General features: G+C 71.1%; 20 protein-coding genes. 8 read left to right on the top strand and 12 right to left on the bottom strand.

The annotated features are described in order from the left end of the window. Positions 1-6 precede the first annotated feature (6 nt). From JOF37_RS14295 to JOF37_RS14280, 4 genes are all read right to left on the bottom strand, one after another. Complete coding sequence (locus JOF37_RS14295; protein WP_210007427.1) at positions 7-1,554, bottom strand: GMC family oxidoreductase; 1,548 nt, start codon at positions 1,552-1,554, stop codon at positions 7-9. Continuing rightward, the gene (locus JOF37_RS15815; protein WP_210007426.1) at positions 1,551-2,567 is read right to left on the bottom strand and encodes a gluconate 2-dehydrogenase subunit 3 family protein; all 1,017 of its coding nucleotides are present in this window, start codon (positions 2,565-2,567) and stop codon (positions 1,551-1,553) included. The genes JOF37_RS14295 and JOF37_RS15815 overlap by 4 nt, the downstream gene beginning before the upstream one ends. Further along, positions 2,564-3,463: an SDR family oxidoreductase gene (locus JOF37_RS14285; RefSeq protein ID WP_210007425.1), complete on the bottom strand. Its 900-nt coding sequence runs from the start codon at positions 3,461-3,463 to the stop codon at positions 2,564-2,566. The genes JOF37_RS15815 and JOF37_RS14285 overlap by 4 nt, the downstream gene beginning before the upstream one ends. 109 nt (positions 3,464-3,572) lie before the next feature. Continuing rightward, entirely contained in the window at positions 3,573-4,163 is a 591-nt protein-coding gene (locus tag JOF37_RS14280; RefSeq protein ID WP_210007424.1) for a TetR/AcrR family transcriptional regulator, read from the bottom strand. A gap of 92 nt (positions 4,164-4,255) precedes the next feature. On the opposite strand from JOF37_RS14280, the gene JOF37_RS14275 reads away from it, so the two are divergent. Together JOF37_RS14275 and JOF37_RS14270 are read left to right on the top strand one after the other, a co-directional pair. After that, a complete protein-coding gene (locus tag JOF37_RS14275; protein ID WP_210007423.1) occupies positions 4,256-4,645 on the top strand; it encodes a DUF1304 domain-containing protein in 390 nt (129 codons plus the stop codon). Positions 4,646-4,724: 79 nt separating this feature from the next. Continuing rightward, the gene (locus tag JOF37_RS14270; protein WP_210007422.1) at positions 4,725-5,756 is read left to right on the top strand and encodes an NADP-dependent oxidoreductase; all 1,032 of its coding nucleotides are present in this window, start codon (positions 4,725-4,727) and stop codon (positions 5,754-5,756) included. Between the two features lie 76 nt (positions 5,757-5,832). Here JOF37_RS14270 and JOF37_RS14265 read toward each other — a convergent pair whose 3' ends face one another. Continuing rightward, positions 5,833-7,320, bottom strand: coding sequence for an MDR family MFS transporter (locus JOF37_RS14265; RefSeq protein ID WP_372445471.1), 1,488 nt, complete (start codon positions 7,318-7,320; stop codon positions 5,833-5,835). A 53-nt stretch (positions 7,321-7,373) separates the two neighbouring features. On the opposite strand from JOF37_RS14265, the gene JOF37_RS14260 reads away from it, so the two are divergent. Continuing rightward, positions 7,374-8,042 carry a TetR family transcriptional regulator gene (locus tag JOF37_RS14260; protein WP_210007421.1) on the top strand — a complete coding sequence of 223 codons (669 nt, stop codon included), beginning with the start codon at positions 7,374-7,376 and terminating at the stop codon, positions 8,040-8,042. A gap of 38 nt (positions 8,043-8,080) precedes the next feature. Here the strand turns inward: JOF37_RS14260 and JOF37_RS14255 are convergent, their stop codons facing one another. The 3 genes from JOF37_RS14255 to JOF37_RS14245 all read right to left on the bottom strand — a co-directional run bounded on the left by JOF37_RS14255 (position 8,081) and on the right by JOF37_RS14245 (position 10,018). Beyond that, the gene (locus JOF37_RS14255; RefSeq protein ID WP_210007420.1) at positions 8,081-8,383 is read right to left on the bottom strand and encodes a hypothetical protein; all 303 of its coding nucleotides are present in this window, start codon (positions 8,381-8,383) and stop codon (positions 8,081-8,083) included. A 168-nt stretch (positions 8,384-8,551) separates the two neighbouring features. After that, positions 8,552-9,421, bottom strand: a complete 870-nt coding sequence (locus JOF37_RS14250; protein WP_210007419.1) for a WcbI family polysaccharide biosynthesis putative acetyltransferase — start codon at positions 9,419-9,421, stop codon at positions 8,552-8,554. 45 nt (positions 9,422-9,466) lie between these two features. After that, a complete protein-coding gene (locus tag JOF37_RS14245; protein WP_210007418.1) occupies positions 9,467-10,018 on the bottom strand; it encodes a CGNR zinc finger domain-containing protein in 552 nt (183 codons plus the stop codon). Between the two features lie 451 nt (positions 10,019-10,469). On the opposite strand from JOF37_RS14245, the gene JOF37_RS14240 reads away from it, so the two are divergent. The 5 genes from JOF37_RS14240 (at position 10,470) to JOF37_RS14220 (ending at position 16,598) form a co-directional block, all read left to right on the top strand. Beyond that, positions 10,470-11,318, top strand: coding sequence for a hypothetical protein (locus tag JOF37_RS14240; protein ID WP_245338178.1), 849 nt, complete (start codon positions 10,470-10,472; stop codon positions 11,316-11,318). Further along, positions 11,315-12,913 (top strand): coiled-coil domain-containing protein, encoded by a 1,599-nt coding sequence (locus tag JOF37_RS14235; protein WP_210007416.1) that lies wholly within the window; start codon positions 11,315-11,317, stop codon positions 12,911-12,913. Before JOF37_RS14240 ends, JOF37_RS14235 begins: the two co-directional genes overlap by 4 nt. After that, positions 12,910-13,635 carry an ABC transporter ATP-binding protein gene (locus JOF37_RS14230; RefSeq protein ID WP_210007415.1) on the top strand — a complete coding sequence of 242 codons (726 nt, stop codon included), beginning with the start codon at positions 12,910-12,912 and terminating at the stop codon, positions 13,633-13,635. The genes JOF37_RS14235 and JOF37_RS14230 overlap by 4 nt, the downstream gene beginning before the upstream one ends. After that, complete coding sequence (locus JOF37_RS14225; RefSeq protein WP_271174966.1) at positions 13,632-14,954, top strand: ABC transporter permease; 1,323 nt, start codon at positions 13,632-13,634, stop codon at positions 14,952-14,954. Before JOF37_RS14230 ends, JOF37_RS14225 begins: the two co-directional genes overlap by 4 nt. 108 nt (positions 14,955-15,062) lie before the next feature. After that, on the top strand, positions 15,063-16,598 hold the full coding sequence (locus JOF37_RS14220) for a serine/threonine-protein kinase (RefSeq protein ID WP_210007414.1): 1,536 nt from the start codon (positions 15,063-15,065) through the stop codon (positions 16,596-16,598). Positions 16,599-16,600: 2 nt separating this feature from the next. Here JOF37_RS14220 and JOF37_RS14215 read toward each other — a convergent pair whose 3' ends face one another. The 4 genes from JOF37_RS14215 to JOF37_RS14200 form a co-directional block, all read right to left on the bottom strand. Then, on the bottom strand, positions 16,601-17,185 hold the full coding sequence (locus tag JOF37_RS14215; RefSeq protein ID WP_210007413.1) for an isochorismatase family protein: 585 nt from the start codon (positions 17,183-17,185) through the stop codon (positions 16,601-16,603). A gap of 32 nt (positions 17,186-17,217) precedes the next feature. After that, entirely contained in the window at positions 17,218-19,422 is a 2,205-nt protein-coding gene (locus JOF37_RS14210) for an MMPL family transporter (RefSeq protein ID WP_271174967.1), read from the bottom strand. Between the two features lie 71 nt (positions 19,423-19,493). Then, complete coding sequence (locus JOF37_RS14205; protein ID WP_210007412.1) at positions 19,494-19,889, bottom strand: hypothetical protein; 396 nt, start codon at positions 19,887-19,889, stop codon at positions 19,494-19,496. Positions 19,890-19,941: 52 nt separating this feature from the next. After that, a complete protein-coding gene (locus tag JOF37_RS14200) occupies positions 19,942-20,544 on the bottom strand; it encodes a TetR/AcrR family transcriptional regulator (RefSeq protein ID WP_210007411.1) in 603 nt (200 codons plus the stop codon). Between the last annotated feature and the right edge of the window lie 61 nt (positions 20,545-20,605).

Here is a 20,605-nt window from a genome sequence, read left to right as displayed (position 1 = left end):
GGCCGATCACCGTGATGCCAGCATCCGATCGGCCGTCCGCAGCGACATCGCCATCTGCGTGAGGCCGGGGTTCGCCGACAGCGCGCTGGGGAACGTCGAGTTGTCGCAGATCCACATGTTCGGGATGTCGTGCGACCGCCCCTCGGGATCGACCACCCCGTCATCCGGGTCGATGCTCATGCGGCACGTGCCGATGGTGTGCGCCGTGCGGGCGAGCACCCGCGTCTCGCGCGCACCGGCCGCCTCGAGGATGCGGGTCATGACGTCCACCGCGTGAGCATCGATCGCCTTCTCGTTCTCACCCGGTGAGAAGCTGATCTCGGCGCGCGGAATGCCCCACTCGTCGGTGTCGTCCGACAGCACCAGCAGATTGCGCTCCGACGGCAGGCACTCGCCGTTGATCCCGATGCCGGCCGAGTTCTGCCAGGCGTCCAGCGCCGCCATGAGGTCCGCTCCCCACAGCCCGCCCCCGCGCACGAGCGAGGTGGCGTAGGTCAGCGGCATCACCCCGAGGCTCTGGATGAGGTAGCCCCCGGCGAAGTCCACGCCGTCGGGGCGCACGAAGTCCTCGGTGATCGCGGCCGACGGGTAGCCCCGGTACCCGCGGACCGACTCGTCGAAGCGCCCCCACACCTGCACGCCGCCGTGGGCGAGGAAGTTGCGTCCCACCTGACCGCTCGAGTTCGCGAGCCCGGTGTTCAGCAGCAGTCGCGGAGTCTCGATCCCGCCGCCGGCGAGGACGAGCGCGGCGCAACGCTGTCGGTACTCGACGCCCTCGTGCAGGTAGACGACCGCGGTCACCGCGCCGGCGGCATCCTGTTCGATCCGGTGCACCATCGAGTCGGGCCGGATCTCGGCGCCGTGCGCGACCGCGACGGGCAGATAGGTGATGGCGGTGGTCGCCTTGTAGCCGAACCGGTCGCCCTGGTGGATGCCGCCGACGTCGATGCTCGCCTTGCGCAGCCCGTAGTGCGGCTGGTCGCGGTCTCGCGTGATGATCGCCGCCGGCGCGTCGGTGGCCGTGATGCCGAGGCGCTCACAGCCTTGCAGCACCAGGTCGGCCGGGGCGTTGCGCCGCGTCGGTCCGTCGAGGTACTCGCGCTGCGGATCCCAGGGGTACGGGGTCGGGCCGCTCACTCCGATGAAGCGCTCGACCTCGGCGACGTAGCCGATGAGCTCGTCGTAGTCGACGGGCCAGTCGCGCCCCTGCCCGGTCTCGGTTCGCAGCGACAGATCGCGCCGGTCGGGGCGCGGCGTAAAGGCTCCCCAGTGCAGGGTTCCACCGCCGACGCCCCACCCGCTGTTGTTCGGGCCGAACGCTGTCGGGGCATCACCGCCGCTGAAGCGGTCCGACATCCAGTTGATGCGGGTCGCCTCGCGCTCATCCGGTGTGAACTGGTCGAGCTCGAGGTTGGGTCCGGCTTCGAGGGCGACGACGCGCAGGCCGCGCTCGGCGAGCCGGCTGAGCAGGGGTCCGCCCCCGGCGCCGGTGCCCACGACGACGACATCCACGACCTCGTCGAGGTCGTACGTACGCATCTCGGTGAGGTTCATGCTGCGTCTCCTCTTTCCTGCAGGCGGCCGAGCTCGTCGGGTTCCCATTCCTCGCGCTGGCCGGCCGCGAGCACGAGGTACCCGGCGGGCTCGGGTCCGGTGCCACCGGTGGCGAAGCCGCTGTAGCCGACCCGCGCGAGGGATGCGGGGTGCGACAGCCACGCGCGAGCGAGGTCGTTGCGGGCGTCCTCGAACCACAGACTCAGCTGGCCGGGCGTGAGCACGGAACCGGATGCCGCCGTGCCGGCGATGACCTCGCGGATGACCTCGTCCTGCGCAGCCGAGCCGCGCTTCCAGATCGCCGCGAGCGCGTCGAGACCAGCGCGGTAGGCCTCTTCGTCCGTCGACATGCCGGTGGGGCGCCACCCGTCGCTCTCCCCCGCGGCGACCATGCGGTCCAGGCGCGCGGCGAGATCCATCGCGGCACCGTCGCCCTGGGGCATCACGCGGCGGGCCACCTGCCGCAGGAGCGCCAGCTGCGCGGGCGTGAGCGACCGTGGCGAGTACTCCGGGTCGTCGGCGAGCGCTCGACGGGCGAGGGTCGCCCGTACCGCGACGTCGGTGCGAGACGAGGCGATGACGCGCGCCCAGGCCTCGGGCACGCGCGGCGATCGATCGGCGACGCCAGCGGCGAGGCGGCGGACGGCGGCCGCGAGATCATCGGCGGTGGTGGCGTCTGCGGGGACCTCACGCTCGCGCACGGCACCGGGAACCGGCCCGTCGACGACGACGACGCCGGCCAGCCCGAACACACCGATCGCGCCGTCGAGCGCGCAGTCGACGATCGTCGCGATCAGCTCGTGCTGGACGGCGTTGCCGACGAGCACCCACGGCGTGTGGATCTCGGCTTCGGCGATCGCGGAGAGGACCTCACCGGCGTCCGTCGCCGAGGCGACGACCACACGAAACGGGCCGACGGCATCTGCCGCGGCGGTGGACGCCTCGTCGAGGGCGTCGTCGAGCCCCGGTACGTCACCGCGTAGCGAGACGACCGCGAAAGATCTCGCGCTCACGGAGTGACCATGCCCCCGTTGACGTTGAGGGTCTCGCCCGAGACGTAGCTCGACTCTGCCGAGGCGAGGAAGACGAACGCCGGTGCGATCTCGGCCGGCTGCCCGGCCCGCTGGTAGGTGCTCTCATCATCGAAGGCGCGCATCTGCTCGTCCGACACGCCCTGGCTGACCTGCAGCGCCGACCACACCGGTCCAGGGGCGACGACGTTGACCCGGATGCCGCGGGGCGCGAGCTGCTGCGCCAGACCCTTCGACAGATTGTTGACCGCCGCCTTGGTGGCGGCGTAGTCGACGCGGTCCGGCGCCGGCTTGTACGCCTCGAGAGACGCCGTGTTGATGATCGAGGCGCCCGCCGACAGGTGCGGCAGCGCTGCTTTCGTGATCCAGAAGTTGGCGAACACGTTGGTGTGGAACGTTGCTGCGAACTGCTCGTCCGAGAGGTCTTCGAGCCGCTCGACGGCGACCTGCTTGCCGGCGTTGTTGACGAGGATGTCGATGCCACCGAGGAACTCGGCCGCTTCGGCGACGAGCGATCGGCACGCGGCGGCATCCGAGATATCGGCGGCGATGGCGTGTCCGCGGACGCCGGCGTCGGCGATGAGGCCCAGGATGCGGTCGGCGTCCCGCTGCTCGGCGGGCAGATGGACGATGACCACGTCCGCACCCTCGCGAGCGAAGGCGATCGCCGTCGCGCCGCCGATACCGGAGTCTCCACCGGTGATCAGTGCCTTGCGACCGAAGAGCCGACCGGAACCCCGGTAGGTCTCTTCGCCGAGGTCGGGGACGGGCTGCATGTCGGCCTGCACACCGGGCTCGGGCTGATGCTGCACCGGCGGTTCGACCCGCTCGTATCGGGTCACGGGGTTGTCGAAGTCGTACTGATCGCTCTGCTGCACGCGGCTCACGGTAAGCGTCGCGAATTCTCACCGCGAACGCTTGCCAAAAGTCAAGGAAGAGGCGTAAAGCGCTGCGTCCGAGCGCGCATCGCGGATGAGGGCAGCGCGTTCAGGATCGCGGCGATCCCGCCACGAGCGCGATCGCGGTCCCGATGGCGTCGACAGCACCAGCGGTGTCGACGCGGACGAGGGCGAACGCCGAGATCACGAGACCGGTGCAGGCGTCGGCCAGCGTGGCCGCATCGCCGGCGGAAAGGTCAGGACGGCGCGCCACGACGCCCCGGCCGAAGGCGGCGCGCAGCTCGGCGCGGTAGTCGGAGACCACCTGGGCGACAGCGTCATCCCTCCCGATCGGGGCGGCGGCCGAGTTCACGAGCAGGCAGCCGCTCGAACCGGGGAGAGAACGCGAGCGTCCGAGCGCGTTGCGCAGCCCCCTCAGATAATCCTCGATCGCGGCGGGCGCTACGGCAGAGCCGGTCAGCGGAGCCAGCCGGGGTCGCACGATCTCGTCGAGGTAGCTCTGGACGGCGGCGTCGAACAGCCCCCGCTTCGAACCGAACGCGTGGTAGATGCTCGACCGGTTGAGCCCGGTGACGCGCTCGAGCTCCGGCAGCGGTGCGCCGTCGAACCCCTGCTCCCAGAAGACGCCACGAGCGGCGCGGACGACCTCGCCACGGTCATACGCCTGCGTCCGCCCCATGGGACATCACCCCTTTTGTGTATCGTTCGGTTCAGTATATATTGAACCGAACGATACAGAATTGCGGTGCCAGCCGCCGGAAGGAACAGCTCGTGATCATCCTCGGTCTCGCGCTCGCGGGTCTCGCAGCCCTCGTGCACGTCTACATCTTCTATCTCGAGTCCCTCGCCTGGACGAGCGAGCGGGCTCGCGCGACCTTCGGTACGGGCACCGTCGCCGAGGCCGAATCGCAGAAAGCCCTCGCTTTCAACCAGGGCTTCTACAACCTGTTCCTTGCGATCGCCGTGTTCGCCGGCATCGTCTTCGTCGCGGTCGGCGAGCTCGCGATCGGAGCGACGCTCGTCTTCACCGGCGCGGGGTCGATGGTCGCGGCAAGCCTCGTGCTGCTGCTGTCCGATCCGTCGAAGGCATCCGCGGCGCTCAAGCAGGGCGTGATCCCCGCGCTCGGCGTCGTGGCCCTCATCCTCGGCCTCGCCCTCTGACCCCGCGCCACCCGCGCATGTTGTCCGCGGCTCGGATCGAGCCGACGGCATCCGTCACCGACCCTCACGAAGGAGAACCATGACTCACGAGACGAGCACGCAGATCCGGCTCGCACGCCGTCCCGAGGGGTGGCCGACGCCCGACGATTTCGCGATCGAACGCGTCGAGCTCGACCCGCTCGCCCCGGGCGAGGTGCGCGTCGCGAACGAGTACGTCTCGGTGGACCCGTACATGCGCGGTCGGATGAACGATGTCCCCAGCTACATCCCGCCCTTCGCCCTGGGCGACGTGATCGCGGGAGGCGCGATCGGCCGCGTCGTCCAGAGCGCCGCGGACGACCTGCCCGTCGGCACGGTCGTGCTGCACCAGCACGGTTGGACGGATGTGGTGCAGGCCGATGCCTCGAGCTTCCGCCCGGTCCCCGACGTTCCCGGGCTCCCCCTCTCGCTGCGGCTGCACATCCTCGGCATGACGGGCCTGACCGCCTACGTCGGACTCACTGCGATCGCGAACCTGAAGCCGGGCGAGACGGTCTTCGTGTCGGGAGCCGCCGGCGCCGTCGGGACGGCCGTCGGCCAGATCGCCAAGCTGCTCGGCGCGGGCCGCGTCATCGGCTCAGCAGGATCGGCCGAGAAGGTCGCGCTGCTCACCGAGAAGTACGGCTACGACGCGGCGTTCAATTACAAGGACGCTCCCGTTCGCGAGCAGCTGCCGGCGCACGCACCCGACGGGGTCGACGTGTTCTTCGACAACGTCGGGGGCGACCACCTCGAGGCGGCGCTCGACGTCATGAACACCGGTGGGCGCCTCGCCTTGTGCGGCGCGATCGCCGGGTACAACACCACCGAGAAGACGCCCGGCCCCGACAACATGGCCAGGATGATCACCCGCAGTCTCACGGCTACCGGCTTCACCCTGGCCGCCTACCTGCACCTCTCGCCGGAGTTCACCGAGAGAATGACCGCCTGGTTCGCGGAGGGCGAGATCGCCTACGACGAGACCGTCGTCGACGGCATCGAGAACACCGTCGACGCCTTCCTGGCGATGATGCGCGGCGCCAACACGGGCAAGATGCTCGTGCGGGTCATGCATGGGGGCAACGAGGGCTGACCCGCGGGGGCAGACGAACAGGGGCGGGGTGCATCGGCACCTCGCCCCTGTTCGTCGTTCCAGTCCGGTCAGCCGGTCAGTGGGCCACGACCGGCGGGGCGCCTTCGGCCGGAGCCGGCTTGCGCACGAAGAACGTGAGCAGGACTGCGGCGGTGGCGATGATCGCGCCCGTCAGGAAGGCCGTGTGCACGCCGCTGGCCGTCGCCGCGACGGCATCCGCCCCTTCGGTGGCCGCCGTGGCCGCGCCGACCGACATCAGGGTGATGAACAGCGCCGTGCCCGCGGCACCCGCGACCTGCTGCAGAGTGCTCACCGTCGCGCTGCCGTGGGAGTAGAGCCGCGACGGCAGCGATCCGAGCGCCGAGGTCAGCAGCGGCGTGAAGACGCAGCCGAGACCGAGGTTGAGAGTCATGTGCACCGCGATGATCCAGGCGACCGGCGTATCGGTGCCGAACGTCGTCATGCCCCACAGCGCGCCGGCGGCGACGATCATGCCCGGGATGACGAGCGGGGTCGGCCCGAAACGGTCGAACAGCGCACCGACGATCGGGGCGATCACCCCCATGAGCACGCCGCCGGGAAGCAGCATGAGTCCCACCGTCAGGGTGTCGAGCCCGAGTACCTGCTGCAGGTACAACGGCAGCAGGATGAGCGAGCCGAACAGAGCCGACATCACGATGACGACCAGGACGACGGCGAGGCTGAACGCGCGCGACCGGAACGTGCGCAGGTCCAGCAGGGCGGCATCGGACTTCTGCAGGGCGAGCTGACGCGCCACGAAGGCGGCGAGCGAGAGGGCGCCCACGACGAGCGGGATCCACACCGGGATGGGCGCATGACCCGAGGCGGACTCGCCGATCGAGCTGAGCCCGAAGATCAGGCCGCCGAAGCCGAGTGCCGAAAGCACGACCGAGGCGACGTCGAACCGCGCCTCGCGGGTCTGCGTGACGTTACGCACCCAGACGGCGCCGAGCGAGAGGGCGAGCACCGCGATCGGGAGGACGAGCCAGAACATCCAGCGCCAGTCGAGCACCGAGAGGATCAGACCCGACACCGTCGGGCCGATCGCCGGCGCTACGGCGATGACGATGCTGATGACGCCCATCATCCGGCCGCGGCGAGAGGGCTCCACGACGTTGAGCACCGTCGTCATCAGCAGCGGCATCATGATCGCCGTGCCCGAGGCCTGCACCACGCGTCCCGCGAGCAGCACTTCGAACCCGGGCGCGAGGGCGGCGATGAGCGTGCCCAACGTGAACAGCGACATCGCCGTGAAGTAGATGCGACGCAGGGGGAAGCGCGCCAGCAGATACCCGGTCAGCGGGATGACGATCGCCATCGTCAGCAGGAAGCCGGTCGTCAGCCACTGCGCGGTGGCGGCGGTGATGTCGAGGTCGACCATGAGACGCGGCAGCGCGACGCCCATGATCGTCTCGTTCAGGATCACCACGAACGCGGATGCCACGAGCAGCGCGATGACGGGGCCGGTGCGGACGGCGGGGGTCACGACGGCGGAGTTGATGGGAACCGATTGCGTTTCGGGATGCTGCTGTTCGAGGGTCACTGATCAATTATATGGCAGTGACTGACACGAAGGCATTGTGCGACAATTCCTGCATGGAGCGCGACCGCGAGGACTCCCCCGCCCACACTCATCCCGCCGGACTGCGTGAGCGCCGGCGCCTCGAGACGCAGCGAGAGCTGTCGGATGCCGCTCTCGAGCTGTTCGAGGAGCGCGGGGTCCACGGCACGACCGTCGACGACATCGCACGCCGGGCGGGCACGTCGCAGCGGACGTTCTTCCGGTACTTCCCCACCAAGGAGGCAGCCGTCTTCGCGAGCGCGGACGATTCCGCCCGCGTCGTCAGCGATGCGATCGCGGCGGTCCGCGCCGGCGCATCGGTGGTCGAGGGTATCGAGCTCAGCTGGCTGAACCTGCTCGACCGCTTCGACGCACACCCCGACGAGCACATCCGCGCCCTGCGTGTGCGCCGGATCGTCGGCGCGGAGCCCTCGCTCCTGGCGCTCGCGCTGCGCAACGAGGCCGAGCAGGTCGAGCAGCTGACGGATGCCGCCGTCGACGCCGCCGGGGCCGATGCCGACGTGATCGCTTCGCGCGCAGCCGTGTCGACCCTCGCTCTCGTGCTGCGCCTGACGATCGACGAGTGGGTGCGGCGCGCCGAGCTCAACGAGAGAGCGAGCGTGCGGGAGATCTACCTCGAGATGCGTCGCGGCGTCGCCGCGATCGCCCGTGACCTCGAGAGCGCTCCTCCGACGTACGAGTGAGCCGTGGCGCCGCCGCCGGCACGAGCGAGCCGGGAGGCTCAGTGACGGTCGTAGGAATGGCGTCGCGGACGGGGTGCCGCGGTTCGCGCGGATCGCCGGCGCGTGCGTGACGGGGCGCTGCGCGCGGGCGCAGCTGCGTCGGCAACGGCGGCGGCCGCGGCCTCGGGCGAGGTGTGCGCGCCGAGGTCGGCGCCGTGGCCGCTCTCAGCATCGAAGGTGGCCGGCACCGAGCCGGTCGTGACGAACCCGGCGTACTGGCCGTCGAGGGTTGCGACGTAGAAGTCAGCGTCGGCCTGCCGCCAGACGAGAGCGGGCGCGGAAGAAGAAAGCGTGGAGAGCACGAGTGCCTTAGAACGGGGGCGCACGGATGCGTGCGCATGAAGATGGGGGCTGGATGAACCAGTGATCGCGTCAGACGATCTGCTCGACGGTGAGCCAGACGAACGACGCACGAGCCCCGGAGGACCCTTCAACGCTAGCACGGGGTCCGGGCACCGGGGCGGGAGGGCTCACAACCGCCAGCGACCGAGCGTTCGACGCAGACGACGGACCGCCGCGTCCACGAACGCCGGATGCGCGAGGTACCACTCCCGGTGAGCAGCCGCGACGAGCTCGGGCTCGATCTCGACTCCGTCCGCTCGCCAGCGCGCCCGCGGCTCATCGGGCAGCCCCCACGCGTCGACCACCCACTCCTCCAGCGGCGCCCGCACGGCGTCGAGCAACGGGCGCCCGGGATCGGTCGGCATCCCCGCGTCGCCGAGCGCTTCGAGGACCCGCTGCGCCAGCGGCATCCAGACCGCGTTCCCGGGATGGTTCACCGTGCGCATCACCTCGCCCGAGGTCGGCTGCAGCAGATCGGATGCCGCCACGTCGATCGACTGCTCACGCCGCCGCAGCTCGTCGAGCGAATCCGCCGCGACCTGCTCGACCGCGCGCCGCGTCAGGCGCGGCGCGACGGGCAGCCCGGCAACCGCGGCCAGCGTGCGAACGTCGTGATAGGCCACGACCGGTGGGACCTCGTCGATGCCCGAGACGTGCAGAGCGGCCTGGAACGGGTGCAGGCCGGTGTAGCGGACGACGGGAAATGTCACGAGCCGCGCGTGGCGAGACAGCGCCGCTGCGAGCTGCCGCGTGCCCAGCGGCAGGCCGTGGTAGTCCTCGCGCACCGGCTGGGCGACGAGGAACGACGCCCGCGGCAGCAGCTCGTGCAGGCGCTCGGTGCCGGCGGCATCCATCTCGTGGACGGGCGGAACGCGGACGGTCGGCCGATCGTCGGCGTGCAGGAGGATCCGCATCGTCTCGGCTTGGCAGTTCCCGACGACGAGGCCGAATCCGTCGGGCAGCGGGGAGTCACGGAAAGGAGTCGGCGCGCTGGACACCTCTCCACTGTGACGGGTCGTCGCGGCCGGCGAGGGCGTTTGTCGTCAGCCGTCGCGATGCGCTATGGCGGCGCGAGCGCGGTGCCGGCGCACGCCGTCGCGGTTCGCGCACCGGACCGAGCAGTAGCGCTGCCGGCCGTTGCGCGTCACGTCGACGACGACGTTGCGGCAGGGATCTCCGGCGGCCCCTCCCGCCGCGCATCGCGCGAGCCGGCGCATCCCCCGCGTGGTCACGTGCAGCGCCGTCCCGACCGCGATGACCGCGCGCAACACCTGCGGGAGTCGCTGATCGTCGTCGCGATAGTGCAGGTGCCAGGCACCGTCATGATCGGTCAGTCGCGGGTACGCCGTCGCCGCCGCCATCTGGTCGTTCAGCAGGCGCGCGCGCTGGGCCTCGGTGTCGGCGTCGACGATCCCGAGCCACGCGTCGATGACGGCGCGGGTACGTGCATGGTCGGAGGCCTCCGCCGGCGCGTACACGGCCGTCATCCCGTGTTCGTAGGTCCGCGCGACGATCCCGTCGCGGTCCGCCGGCCAATCGTTGGCGAGGGATGCCGCGAGCAGGACGGCGTACTCGCCGTAAGGGTTGAGCTGCATAACGGCATTACAGCACGATCGGGGCATGACCACCTTCTCCCCCGCTCAGACAGGCGCTGACTCCGATGCCGCTCCCCGCGCACACGACCACGGGTGGGCCACCGAATCCGCCCATCGCACCACCGCGGGCGTGGTCCGCTACGTTCGCTGCGGGCAGTGCGGTGTCCGTCGGGTCGATCTGCAGCCGGCCAGCACGGTGCCCCCCACCGCGATGAGCGCCGTCATCGATCCCGGGATTTCTCGCAAACGTCATCCTCTTGGATGATTCGGCCGCTCCCGCCCGCGCCATAGCCTGAGCGCGTTCTTCATTTCAAGGGGGTTGCAGGTGCACCGGAACACACTTCGATGGACGGCGCCGGCGATGGTCGGTGCGGTCCTTGTCCTGGCGGGTTGCACCGGCGCGGACGCCGGCTCATCGGCTGAGAAGGTCTCGCCGCTCAACGAGTACTTCATGGCCATCTCCGGTGGCGACCTCAGTCCGGAGGAGCAGGAGGCGAAGTACGCCGCCGAAGACAAGCAGCGCGAAGAGCTCATGGCGCAGTGCATGCAGGACGAGGGCTTCGAGTACGTGCCGATGCCGACCGCGAGCGTGTCGTTCGAATCCGGCGAGGAGTGGAAGCCGGACGATCGCGAGTTCGTGTCCCAGTGGGGCTACGGTGCCGTCGAGTACCCCGGCGCCGATGAGGAGCCCGCGCCGGAGGAGGTCACGAGCGATCCCAACGCCGAGTACATCAGCAGCCTGTCGGAGTCGGAGCAGACGGCCTTCTACGAGGCCCTCTACGGACCGGCTCCCAGCGAGGAGGAGATGTCGGAGGACGGCTCGTACGAGTACGACTGGCAGACCGCCGGATGCAGCGGGTGGGCGAGCCACGAGATCGGCGGCGACGACCCGCTGCAGTCGGACGAGTTCGCCGACGTCATGGACGCCATCAACACCTTCTACGAGGAGGCCGCGTCGTTGCCCGAGATCGCAGAGCTCGACCGTGCCTGGTCGGCATGCATGGACGGAGCCGGCTACCCCGGATTCGCGACGCAGTCCGACGCCCAGAACTCCGTCTACGACGAACTCAACGCCCTCTACGACGAGAGCTCGCCCGAGACCGGCCCCGACGAGGCGCAGTTCGACGCGGTGCACGAGCGCGAGGTCGAGCTCGCGCTGGCCGATCTCGACTGCCGCGAGGAGACCGACTACCGCGAGACCTACGACAAGGCGCAGTTCGCCGCGGAAGAGGCGTTCATCGAGGACCACAAGGCGGAACTCGACGCGATGAAGGCGGCGGCTGAGCAGGCGCGTTCGTGAGCGACGGTCGAGCAGACGTGCCCGCGTCGCCCGAAGACGCCGCCTTCGACGAACTCATCGGCGACGCCGATCCGGACGCGACAGCGACAGGCGCGGCCACGCGCGGCGGACGGCTCGCCGTATGGCGATCGGTCGCCACACGCAACCGGGCTCTGTGGGTGACGGCGGCGGTCGCGGTCGTCGCGCTGGTGGGCGGTCTGCTGCTCGGACGTTTCGTGATGCCGGCCGCGTCGGCCGCCGCAGACGACGCGCCCGCGCCCGGACTCGTGACCGTGCCGGTCGCCTTCGGAGCGTTGAGCAACGACGTCACGATCCGCGGCGACGTCGGTTTCGCCGACCCGGTCGAGGTGAAGATCGACACCTCGGCGATCTCGGGCCCGGCCGTCGTGACCGGCCAGGTGCCGGAGGTCGGCGCCGAGCTGTCGCCGCTCTCGGTGGCACTCGAGGTCGCCGGTCGCCCGGTGATCACCCTGCCGGGCGATCTGCCCGCGTACCGCACGCTGCGTTTCGGAGTGTCGGGTCCGGACGTCGTGCAGTTCAAACAGGCCATGCGCGCCGTCGGCATCGACGCGGGCGACCCGGCTGACGCGTCATTCGACGAGCAGGCGGCGAACGCCGTCACGGCGCTCTACGCCGCGGTCGGGTACACCGGACCCGAGGGCGAGGAAGACGGCGAGAGCGCCGTGCGCGCGGCGCAGGACGGCGTCCGCTCCGCCGAGCAAGCGGTCACGAGCGCCCGCAGCGCGCTGGATGCCGCCCGTGGTGGCGCTTCACCCGTCGAGATCCGCGAAGCCGACAACGGCATCTCGAGCGCGCGGCGCCAGCTCGAGAGCCTGCGGACGACACAGCCGGACGACACCGTCGCCATCGGTGACGCCGAAGACGCGCTCGCCCTCGCGCAGCTGCGCCGCGAGCAGCTGAACGCCGGTCGCGACACGACCGCCGAGCGAGCGGCCGTGGATGCCGCCGTCTCTCAGCTCACGCAGGCGCAGGACGATCTCACGCGGGCACGCCAGGAGGCTCTTCCCTCACTCCCCGCCGGAGAGGTGCTCTACCTGAGCGAGCTCCCGCGTCGTGTCGATGCTGTGACCGCCGAGCGCGGCAGCATCCTCGCGGGCGCCGCGATGACCGTGTCGGGCGCCACCGTGGCGCTCACCGGATCGGCCGCCGAGGCGGATGCCAAGCTGCTGACGACGGGAGCGACCGCGACGTTCGCTCTGCCCGACGGCGGCGAGCACGCCGCGACCGTCACCGAGGTCTCCCCCGGCACCGACGGGCAGGCGCGCTGGACGGTGACGCTTCAGCCCGCCGAGCTGTCGGCGGAGCAGATCGCTCAGTTGCAGGGGTCCAACGTCCGGGTGGTCATCGCCGTCGGCGCGACCGCCGGCGAGGTGCTCAGCGTTCCCGCCGCCGCGCTGACGGCGGGACCGGGCGGCGAGACGCGTGTCGAGGTCGTCGAGGGTGACCCGCGCGACGCCGATGCCCGGACGCGCCTGGTCGTCGTCGAGACGGGCCTGTCGGCCGGCGGCGCGGTCGAGGTGCGGGCGATCGAGGGCGAGCTGACGCAGGACGATCTCGTCGTGGTCGGCCGATGACCGCGGCGACCGCCGTCGCGCTCGAAGCCGACGGGGCCGGGGCCGCCGTGCCGCCGGTGATCGAGCTGCGCGATGTGACGCGATCCTTCCCCGGTCCGCCGGAGGTCCAGGCACTGAAAGGCATCAACCTGACGGTGTCGGACGGCGACTACGTCTCGATCGTCGGACCCAGCGGGTCGGGCAAGTCGACGATGCTCAACATCCTCGGCTTGCTCGATCGCCCGACCGTCGGCGAGTACCGGCTCTCGGGCGAGCTGACGGGTGGCTACACCGAGGATGAGCGCGCCGCCGTCCGCGCGCGCCGCCTGGGCTTCGTGTTCCAGGCGTTCCATCTCATGCCCCGTCGGACGGTGCTCGAGAACGTGATGCTGCCGATGCTCTACAGCGGGATGCCGCGCGACGAGCGTCCCGCGCGGGCCCGCGAGGCCCTCGAGCGGGTCGGGTTGGGTCACCGGGTCGACTTCCTGCCCGGGCTGCTCTCGGGCGGCGAGCGCCAGCGCGTCGCCGTTGCCCGCGCGGTCGTGACGCAGCCGCGCGTGATTCTGGCCGACGAGCCCACCGGCAACCTCGACCAGGCCACCACGGCCGACATCATGGCGCTGTTCGAGGAGCTGCACGCCGGCGGCCTGACCTTCGTCGTCATCACCCACGACCAGCACGTCGCCGATCGCGCCGCCCGGCGCATCCGAATCGCCGACGGTCGCATGAGCGAGCTCCCGTGACGGCGCCGCGGAGGGCGCTCCGGCGTTGGCTGCCCCGGCGCCGCAACCGCCCGGATGCCGCGCTCACAACGGCCGTCGCCGAGGCCGAGCGTGTGCCGCGAGCCGACCGGTTCGGCTTCGGCGACCTCGTCCTGGAGGCGACGGTCGACATCGGCTCGCGGCCGGGTCGCCTCGTCATGACGATCGCCGGCACCGTGCTGGGCGTCGGTGCGCTCGTGGCGACCATCGGCTTCGCTCAGACCGCCGCGGGGCAGATCGCACGGCAGTTCGACGCCGCGGCGGCAACCCACCTGAGCATCGGGCCCGCCGAGGCCGAAGCGCGCGGCGGCAAGAGCGTCGCGACGGCATCCCTGCCCTGGGACGCCCCGCAGCGGCTCGAGAATCTCGTCGGCGTCGAAGCGGCAGCTGTACTGGCCCCGGTGACGCCGCCCGAGAACTCGATCACGGCGGTCCCGATCAACGACCCGTCGGTCGCCGCCGCTGCTCCCCCGGCACTGTTCGCCGCCTCCGGCGGGATCCTCGACACCCTCGGCGGAACGATCGTCACCGGCCGGAGCTTCGACGAGGGGCACGACGCCCGTGGCGACCGCGTGGCGCTGCTCGGGGCGGGGGCTGCCGAAAGGCTGTCGATCAACCGCGTCGACACCCAGCCGTCCATCTTCATCGGCGGCACCGCCTACGCGGTCGTCGGCATCTTCGACGACATGGAGCGACGCGCCGAGCTCGTCGACGCCGTCGTCATCCCCACCGGCGCCGCGCGCAGCGACTTCGGGCTGAGCGCCCCCGGCGATGCCATCGCACACATCACAGTCGGGACCGGACCGCAGCTGCGCGAGCAGGCACCCCTCGCGCTCGCCCCCGACGCCGTAGACACCCTCGAGGTGAGTGCACCGCAGGGCCGGTCCGACCTGGCTCGTGACGTCCAGGGCGACGTCAACGTCGTCTTCGTCGTCCTCGGCGTCATCGTGCTGCTCGCCGGCGGGCTCGGCATCGCGAATGTCACGACGCTGTCGGTGCTCGAGCGCACAGCAGAGATCGGCCTGCGCCGCGCGCTCGGAGCCACCGGTCGCCAGATCGCGGGCCAGTTCGTCGTCGAGTCGGTCGTCATCGGGCTGCTCGGCGGTCTCATCGGCGCGGCATTGGGCGTGTTCGGCGTGCTCGCCGTCGCCGTCGCGCAGCAGTGGACCCCCGTGCTCGACCCGCTGATCGCCGTCGCGGGGACCGTGCTGGGGGCGCTGATCGGTCTCGCTGCCGGTGGCATCCCGGCGCGACGCGCCTCGCGCATCGAACCGGTGGTCGCACTGCGAGGCAACGCCTGAGCGTCGACGCATAGCGCGCGTCGGGCCCGGGCGCCAGCCCGCGGCGGAACCGATTCCGGGGGTCTACGGTTTTCCCGGGGTGGGGATGGCCGAGCACGAGGACGCACGATGAACGATCGAGCCGCGAGCGACGATTCCGTCGGCGTGGGTGCGCTGCTCGCCGCGCGTTATCGGGTCGTCGAGCCCATCGGTGCGGGTGGGATGGCGCGGGTGTTCCTCGCGCACGACGAGGCCCTGGGCCGCCGCGTCGCGGTCAAGGTGCTGCGAGCCGACGTGGCGGACGAGGCGACGGCCGACCGAGCCGACATCGAGACGCGCCTGCTCGCGTCGCTCAATCATCCCGGGCTCGTCACCCTCTTCGACGCGCACCTGTCGCACGAGCCGCGGTTCCTCGTCATGGAACACGTCGTCGGAACCACCCTCGCCGACCGGATCGCCGACGGTCCCCTCGATGCCCGCGAGCTCTCGGCCCTCGGCGGGCAGCTCGCCGATGCGCTGCACGTCGTCCACGACGCGGGCATCGTGCACCGCGACGTCAAACCCTCCAACATCCTCCTGGCGCGCTCCTCCGCGCTGGGGGTGCCGCTGCGCGCCAAGCTCGCCGACTTCGGCATCGCGCACCTGCTGGACAGCGACCGCGTGACCTCGCCCAGTCTCATCGTCGGGACAGCGGCCTATATCGCGCCCGAGCTGCTGCACGGGGCCGATCCGGCACCCGCCTCCGACATCTATGCGCTCGGGCTCGTGCTGCTCGAGGCCGCCAGTGGCGAGCGGGCCTTCGCCGGCACCGAGGGCAACCGCGGACAGCTCCTCGCGCGTCTGTCGCGCGATCCCGAGATCCCCGGCGGGCTGGATCCGCGCTGGCGCGATCTGCTGTGCGAGATGACCGCCCGCGAACCGTGCGATCGTCCGACCGCCCACGAGGTCATGGCGCGCATTCCGAGCGACGGCGTCCGTGCGGCGCTGTCGAACGCACTCGCCGCGCGCCCCGAGCAGGAGCGACGTGCCGCTCAGGCCGGCCTCGCCACGGCCGCGTGGCCGGTGACACAGCCCGCCGGTGTCAGCGCCCCGGTCACCGCGTCGCGGGCGACCGCCGCCGCACGCACCGACACCAACCCGACCCTGGTCTCCCCCAGTCTCGCCGCGGCCGCAGCATCCGCTCCCGACCGTGTCACCGCCAGCCGTCGCCAGCGTCGGCGCCGGCGACGGCTCGCTCTCGTCACCGGGGTGGCGACGGCGGTCGTGGCCGCGGTCGTCGCGGCATCCGTCGTCCTGGCTCAGCCGCAGACGGCTTCGACCACCACGCCGGTCGAGTCGCCGGTCGTGCAGACCCCGCTCGTCGAACCGGCCGACGCGCCGGCTGTCGTCGAGACCGACGTCTCACCGATCGTCGAAGAATCCGCGGACGACGCCGTGGGCACCGAGGAGACCGTCGTCGTCGACGCTCCGCCCGCGCCCGCCGAGCCGGTCACCGAACCCGTCAGCGTGCCGGAGGACGTCGGCGCCGGCGGTTCCGCGGGACCGGGCGGCAACGGCAACGGGCCCGGATCGAACAGCGGCTCGGGCCCGGGTTCGAACAGCGGGAACGGCAACGGCAACGGCAACGGCAAGCCCGGCGGCGGGAAGCCGCGCAACGGGGGCTGAGGTCAGCGCGCCTCGGCGGTCGCGAGCTCCGCGCCCGCGTGCGCCAGCTCGGCGAGGGCCGCCTCGCTCGTGGCAGGCGCGACACCCGCGACGAGATCGGTCAGGACGCGCACCCGGCGTCCGTGTGCGAGCGCGTCGAGCGCCGAGGCCCGCACGCAGTAGTCGGTCGCGAGCCCGACGACGTCGACATCGACCACGCCGTGCGCGGTGAGCAACTCGGCGACCGACTCACCCGCATCCGTCGTGCCCTCGAACAGCGAGTAGGCGGGGATGCCTTGACCCTTCTTCACGTGGTGGGTGATCGCCTGCGTGTCGAGCTCGGGGTCGTACTCGGCCCCCGGGGTGTCGGCGACGCAGTGGACGGGCCACGTGTCGACGAAGTCGGGCTCGCCGTCGGCGAAGTGACCGCCGTTGTCGTGGTCGGCGTGGTGCCAGTCACGCGAGGCGACGATCAGTGCGTAGTCGTCGGCGTGGGCGCGCAGGTGACGGGTGATCGCGGCGGCGACCGCGTCGCCGCCGGAGACGCCGAGCGCCCCTCCCTCCGTGAAGTCGTTCTGGACATCGACGATGAACAGTGCACGAGTCATGGGTCGAGGGTACGCCCGGCGGCTGGGGTGCGTCAGTCGCGTCGACCCTCGGGCCGAACGCTCCGGCGCTCGGCCCGCTCGCGCCGCCACAGCTTCGACGGCCACCAGATGGCGGACCCGATGTCGTGCGCGAGGGCGGGCACAAGTAGCGACCGGACGACGAAGGTGTCGAGCAGCACACCGAAGGCGACGATGAACGCGATCTGAGCGAGGAACAGGATCGGAATGACGCCGAGCGCCGCGAAGGTCGCCGCCAACACGAGACCGGCCGAGGTGATGACGCCGCCGGTGGCGACGAGCCCGCGGGCGATACCGCGGCGTGTACCGTGCGTGAGCGTCTCTTCGCGCACCCGCGACATCAGGAAGATGTTGTAGTCCACTCCCAGCGCGACGAGGAAGACGAAGCCGTACAACGGCACCGCGGGGTCGGCCCCGGGGAAGTCGAACACGTGGTTGAACACGAGCGCGCTGACGCCGAGTGCGGTACCGAACGACAGGATCGTGCTGAGGATGAGCAGCACCGGCGCGAGCACCGACCGCAGCAGCAGCATCAGGATGACCAGGATGACGACGAGGATCACCGGGATGATCAGCGTCCGATCGCGGATCGAGGTGTCGTTGGTGTCGACGTCCGTGGCCGTCGAACCGCCGACGAGCACGCCCGGCACCTCGTCCGCGAACGTCGCACGGAGGTCGCGCACGGTCTGCTCCGCCTCGAGCGAATCGGCGGGCTCGGTGAGGGTCGCCGACAGCAGGACGTCGCCCTCCGACACGGTCGGCGACGGGGCGGGCGCTCCGGGCGGGCCGGCCGCGGTGAACACCGGGGCGCCGTCCTGCAGCGCGACGGAGACCTGCCCGGTGGGCGAGTCGGCGGCGATCGCGGTGATCGACTCGATCCCGGGGTTGTCCTCGAGCACGCCGAGAGCGTCGGCGAGCCGATCCTCGGGAACGATGATCGAGGCGGGGCTGCCGGAGCCGGCCGGGAAGTGCTCGGCGAGCGCCGCCTGGCCGTCGCGCGCTTCCGACGCGCCCAGCACGAGGTCGCTCGACGGGACGCCGTTGGCGTTGAGCTGCAGCACACCGGCCGCGCCGATGAGCAGCACCGCCGTGCTCGCAATCCATACGAGTCGCGCGCGACGGGCGACGAAGCGGGCCAGCCGCGGCCAGATCCCGCGCACCGGCGCGGCCGGATCGTCGGGGAGGTCGATGGCACCCGTGCGCGGGATGAACGGCCAGAACGCGGCCCGCCCGAACAGGGCGAGCAGTGCGGGCAGGAACGTCAGCGCCGAGAGCATCGAGAACGCGATGCCGATCGAGGCGATCGGGCCGAGGGCCTTGTTGCTGGCCAGGTCGCTCAGCAGCAGGCAGAGCAGGCCCGCGATCACCGTGCCGCCCGACGCGAGGATCGGCTCGACCGATCCCTTCCACGCCCGCAGCGCGGCATCCCATCGGTTCGCCCCCGCGCCGATCGCCTCGCGGTAGCGCGCCGTGTACAGCAGGGCGTAGTCGGTGGCGGCACCGATGACGAGGATGAAGAGGATGCCCTGCACCTGGCCGTTCAGCACGACGACCTCGGCCTTCGCGAGCCACCACACCGTCAGCAGTGCGACGCACAGCGCGAACACCGACGTCAGCAGCACGAGGATCGGCAGCAGCGGCGACCGGTACACGACGACGAGGATCACGAAGACGGCGGCCAGCGCGACGACGAGGAGCAGCCCGTCGATGCCGAGGAAGCCTTCGACCAGGTCCGCGGTGAATCCGGCGGGACCGGTGACCCACGCATCCACTCCCGCGGGGACGTCGTCCTGGACGAGCGTCCGGACCTCGCCGACGATCTCGCCCACGTCCGCTGCGGCGTCGATGGGGACGAACAGCTGCACGGCGAGCCCATCCTCGGCGGGGATGGGAGGTGACACCTCACCCACACCCTCGAGTTCGCCGACGGCGGTGCCGAGCTCGGCGAGCGCCGCGAGCTGTGCCTCGTCCAGCGGCGAATCGGCTGCCGCCACGACGACGGCGGGGATCTCCTCGGCGCCGGTGAAGTCGGTCAGGCGCTCATTCACCTTCGTCGCGTCGGCGCTCGACGGCAGGAAAGACGACTGGTCGTTGGTCGCGACCTCGTCGACACGGCCGAAGTACGGACCACCCACGGTCCCGCCGACGAGCCAGATCAGTACGAGCAGGGCGGGGATGCCGAGGCGCAGCCAGCGCGGCACACGTGTTTCGCTCTTCACGTAGATAGCTTATCTAGCAATCTCTACGTACGCCAGAGCCGGCATACGCAGTGCATGCTCCGCGGGGGCGATCAGCCGCGCGCGAAGAGGACGATCGTCGAGACCACGACCGAGACGATGCCCAGCGCGAGCGCTCCCCACGTCAGCCCGAGCAGCGGGCGGTGCAGCGGCGGTCTGCGGGTCAGCCGCATCCGTCCGCGCCATCCATGACGGAACCAGATGTGCGCCCGGTCGACGTCCGCCAGTTCCGCTGCCGTGTGGGCGTCGACGCGCGCACTGTTGGCCTCGCCCTCGTCGTCGAACCAGCGCACCCACGTGCCGTCGCCGTCGTGGTCGACTATCGCTTCGGCCGGCAGCCACGTGCCGTCGCTCGCCCACAGCACGACCAGCGCGATCGCGAGGACGACGGCGCCCCCGAACCCGATCCACGTGAACACCTCGAGCACGGCGTCGAGTGCCGTCGTCATGCGCGCGGGCGGCGAACGGTGAGAGGCGCGCGCAGCATCCTCTCAGTATGGGTCACGCCGGTCGCAGCAGCACGCTCAGCGAGGCCAACGTGCGCTCGAGTTCGATCGACGGCTCGAGCAGCCACTGGATCTGCAGACCGTCCGAAGCCGCGACCAGCAGAGCGGCGAGCTGCTCGGCCGGGACGTCATCGCGCACGGTGCCCGCGCTCTGCTCGTCCCGCAGCCGCTGCGTGAGCTGCGCGCGCACGCGCTCGAACCGCGCCGTGAAGAAGGCCTTGCCGTGCTCGCTGCCCGCCTCCAGCGCCCCGGCGACGAGGGTCGAGTACAGCTCGACGAGCCCGGGCACTTCGGCGTTGTCGACGGCCGCCCGCGTCATGACGCCCACTGCCGTCGCGGACGGCGGCCGGTCACGCGCGTCGCGCTGCGCCTCGGCGTGCTCGTAGACGGCGACGAGCAGCTGCTCGCGGGATTCGAAGTAGTGCAGCAGCGCGGCATGCGAGACGCCGATCGCCTCGGCGATGCGGCGCAGCGACGTGCCCTGCAGCCCGCGCTCCTGGAACACCTCGATCGCTCGGTCGAGGATCTCGCGGCGCCGCGCGACCCCCTTGGCATAGGCGCCGGGTCGGCCCACGGCTGCGCGATCGTCGGTGCTCACAGCGCGACTCTAACAAAAACCTCCAACTGGATGTATTCCGTGTTAGCGTGACGACGTGCCG

It is taken from the genome of Microbacterium imperiale, assembly GCF_017876655.1.
Classification (GTDB): Bacteria; Actinomycetota; Actinomycetes; order Actinomycetales; family Microbacteriaceae; genus Microbacterium; species Microbacterium imperiale.
This window is presented reverse-complemented; position numbering and strand designations above follow the sequence as displayed.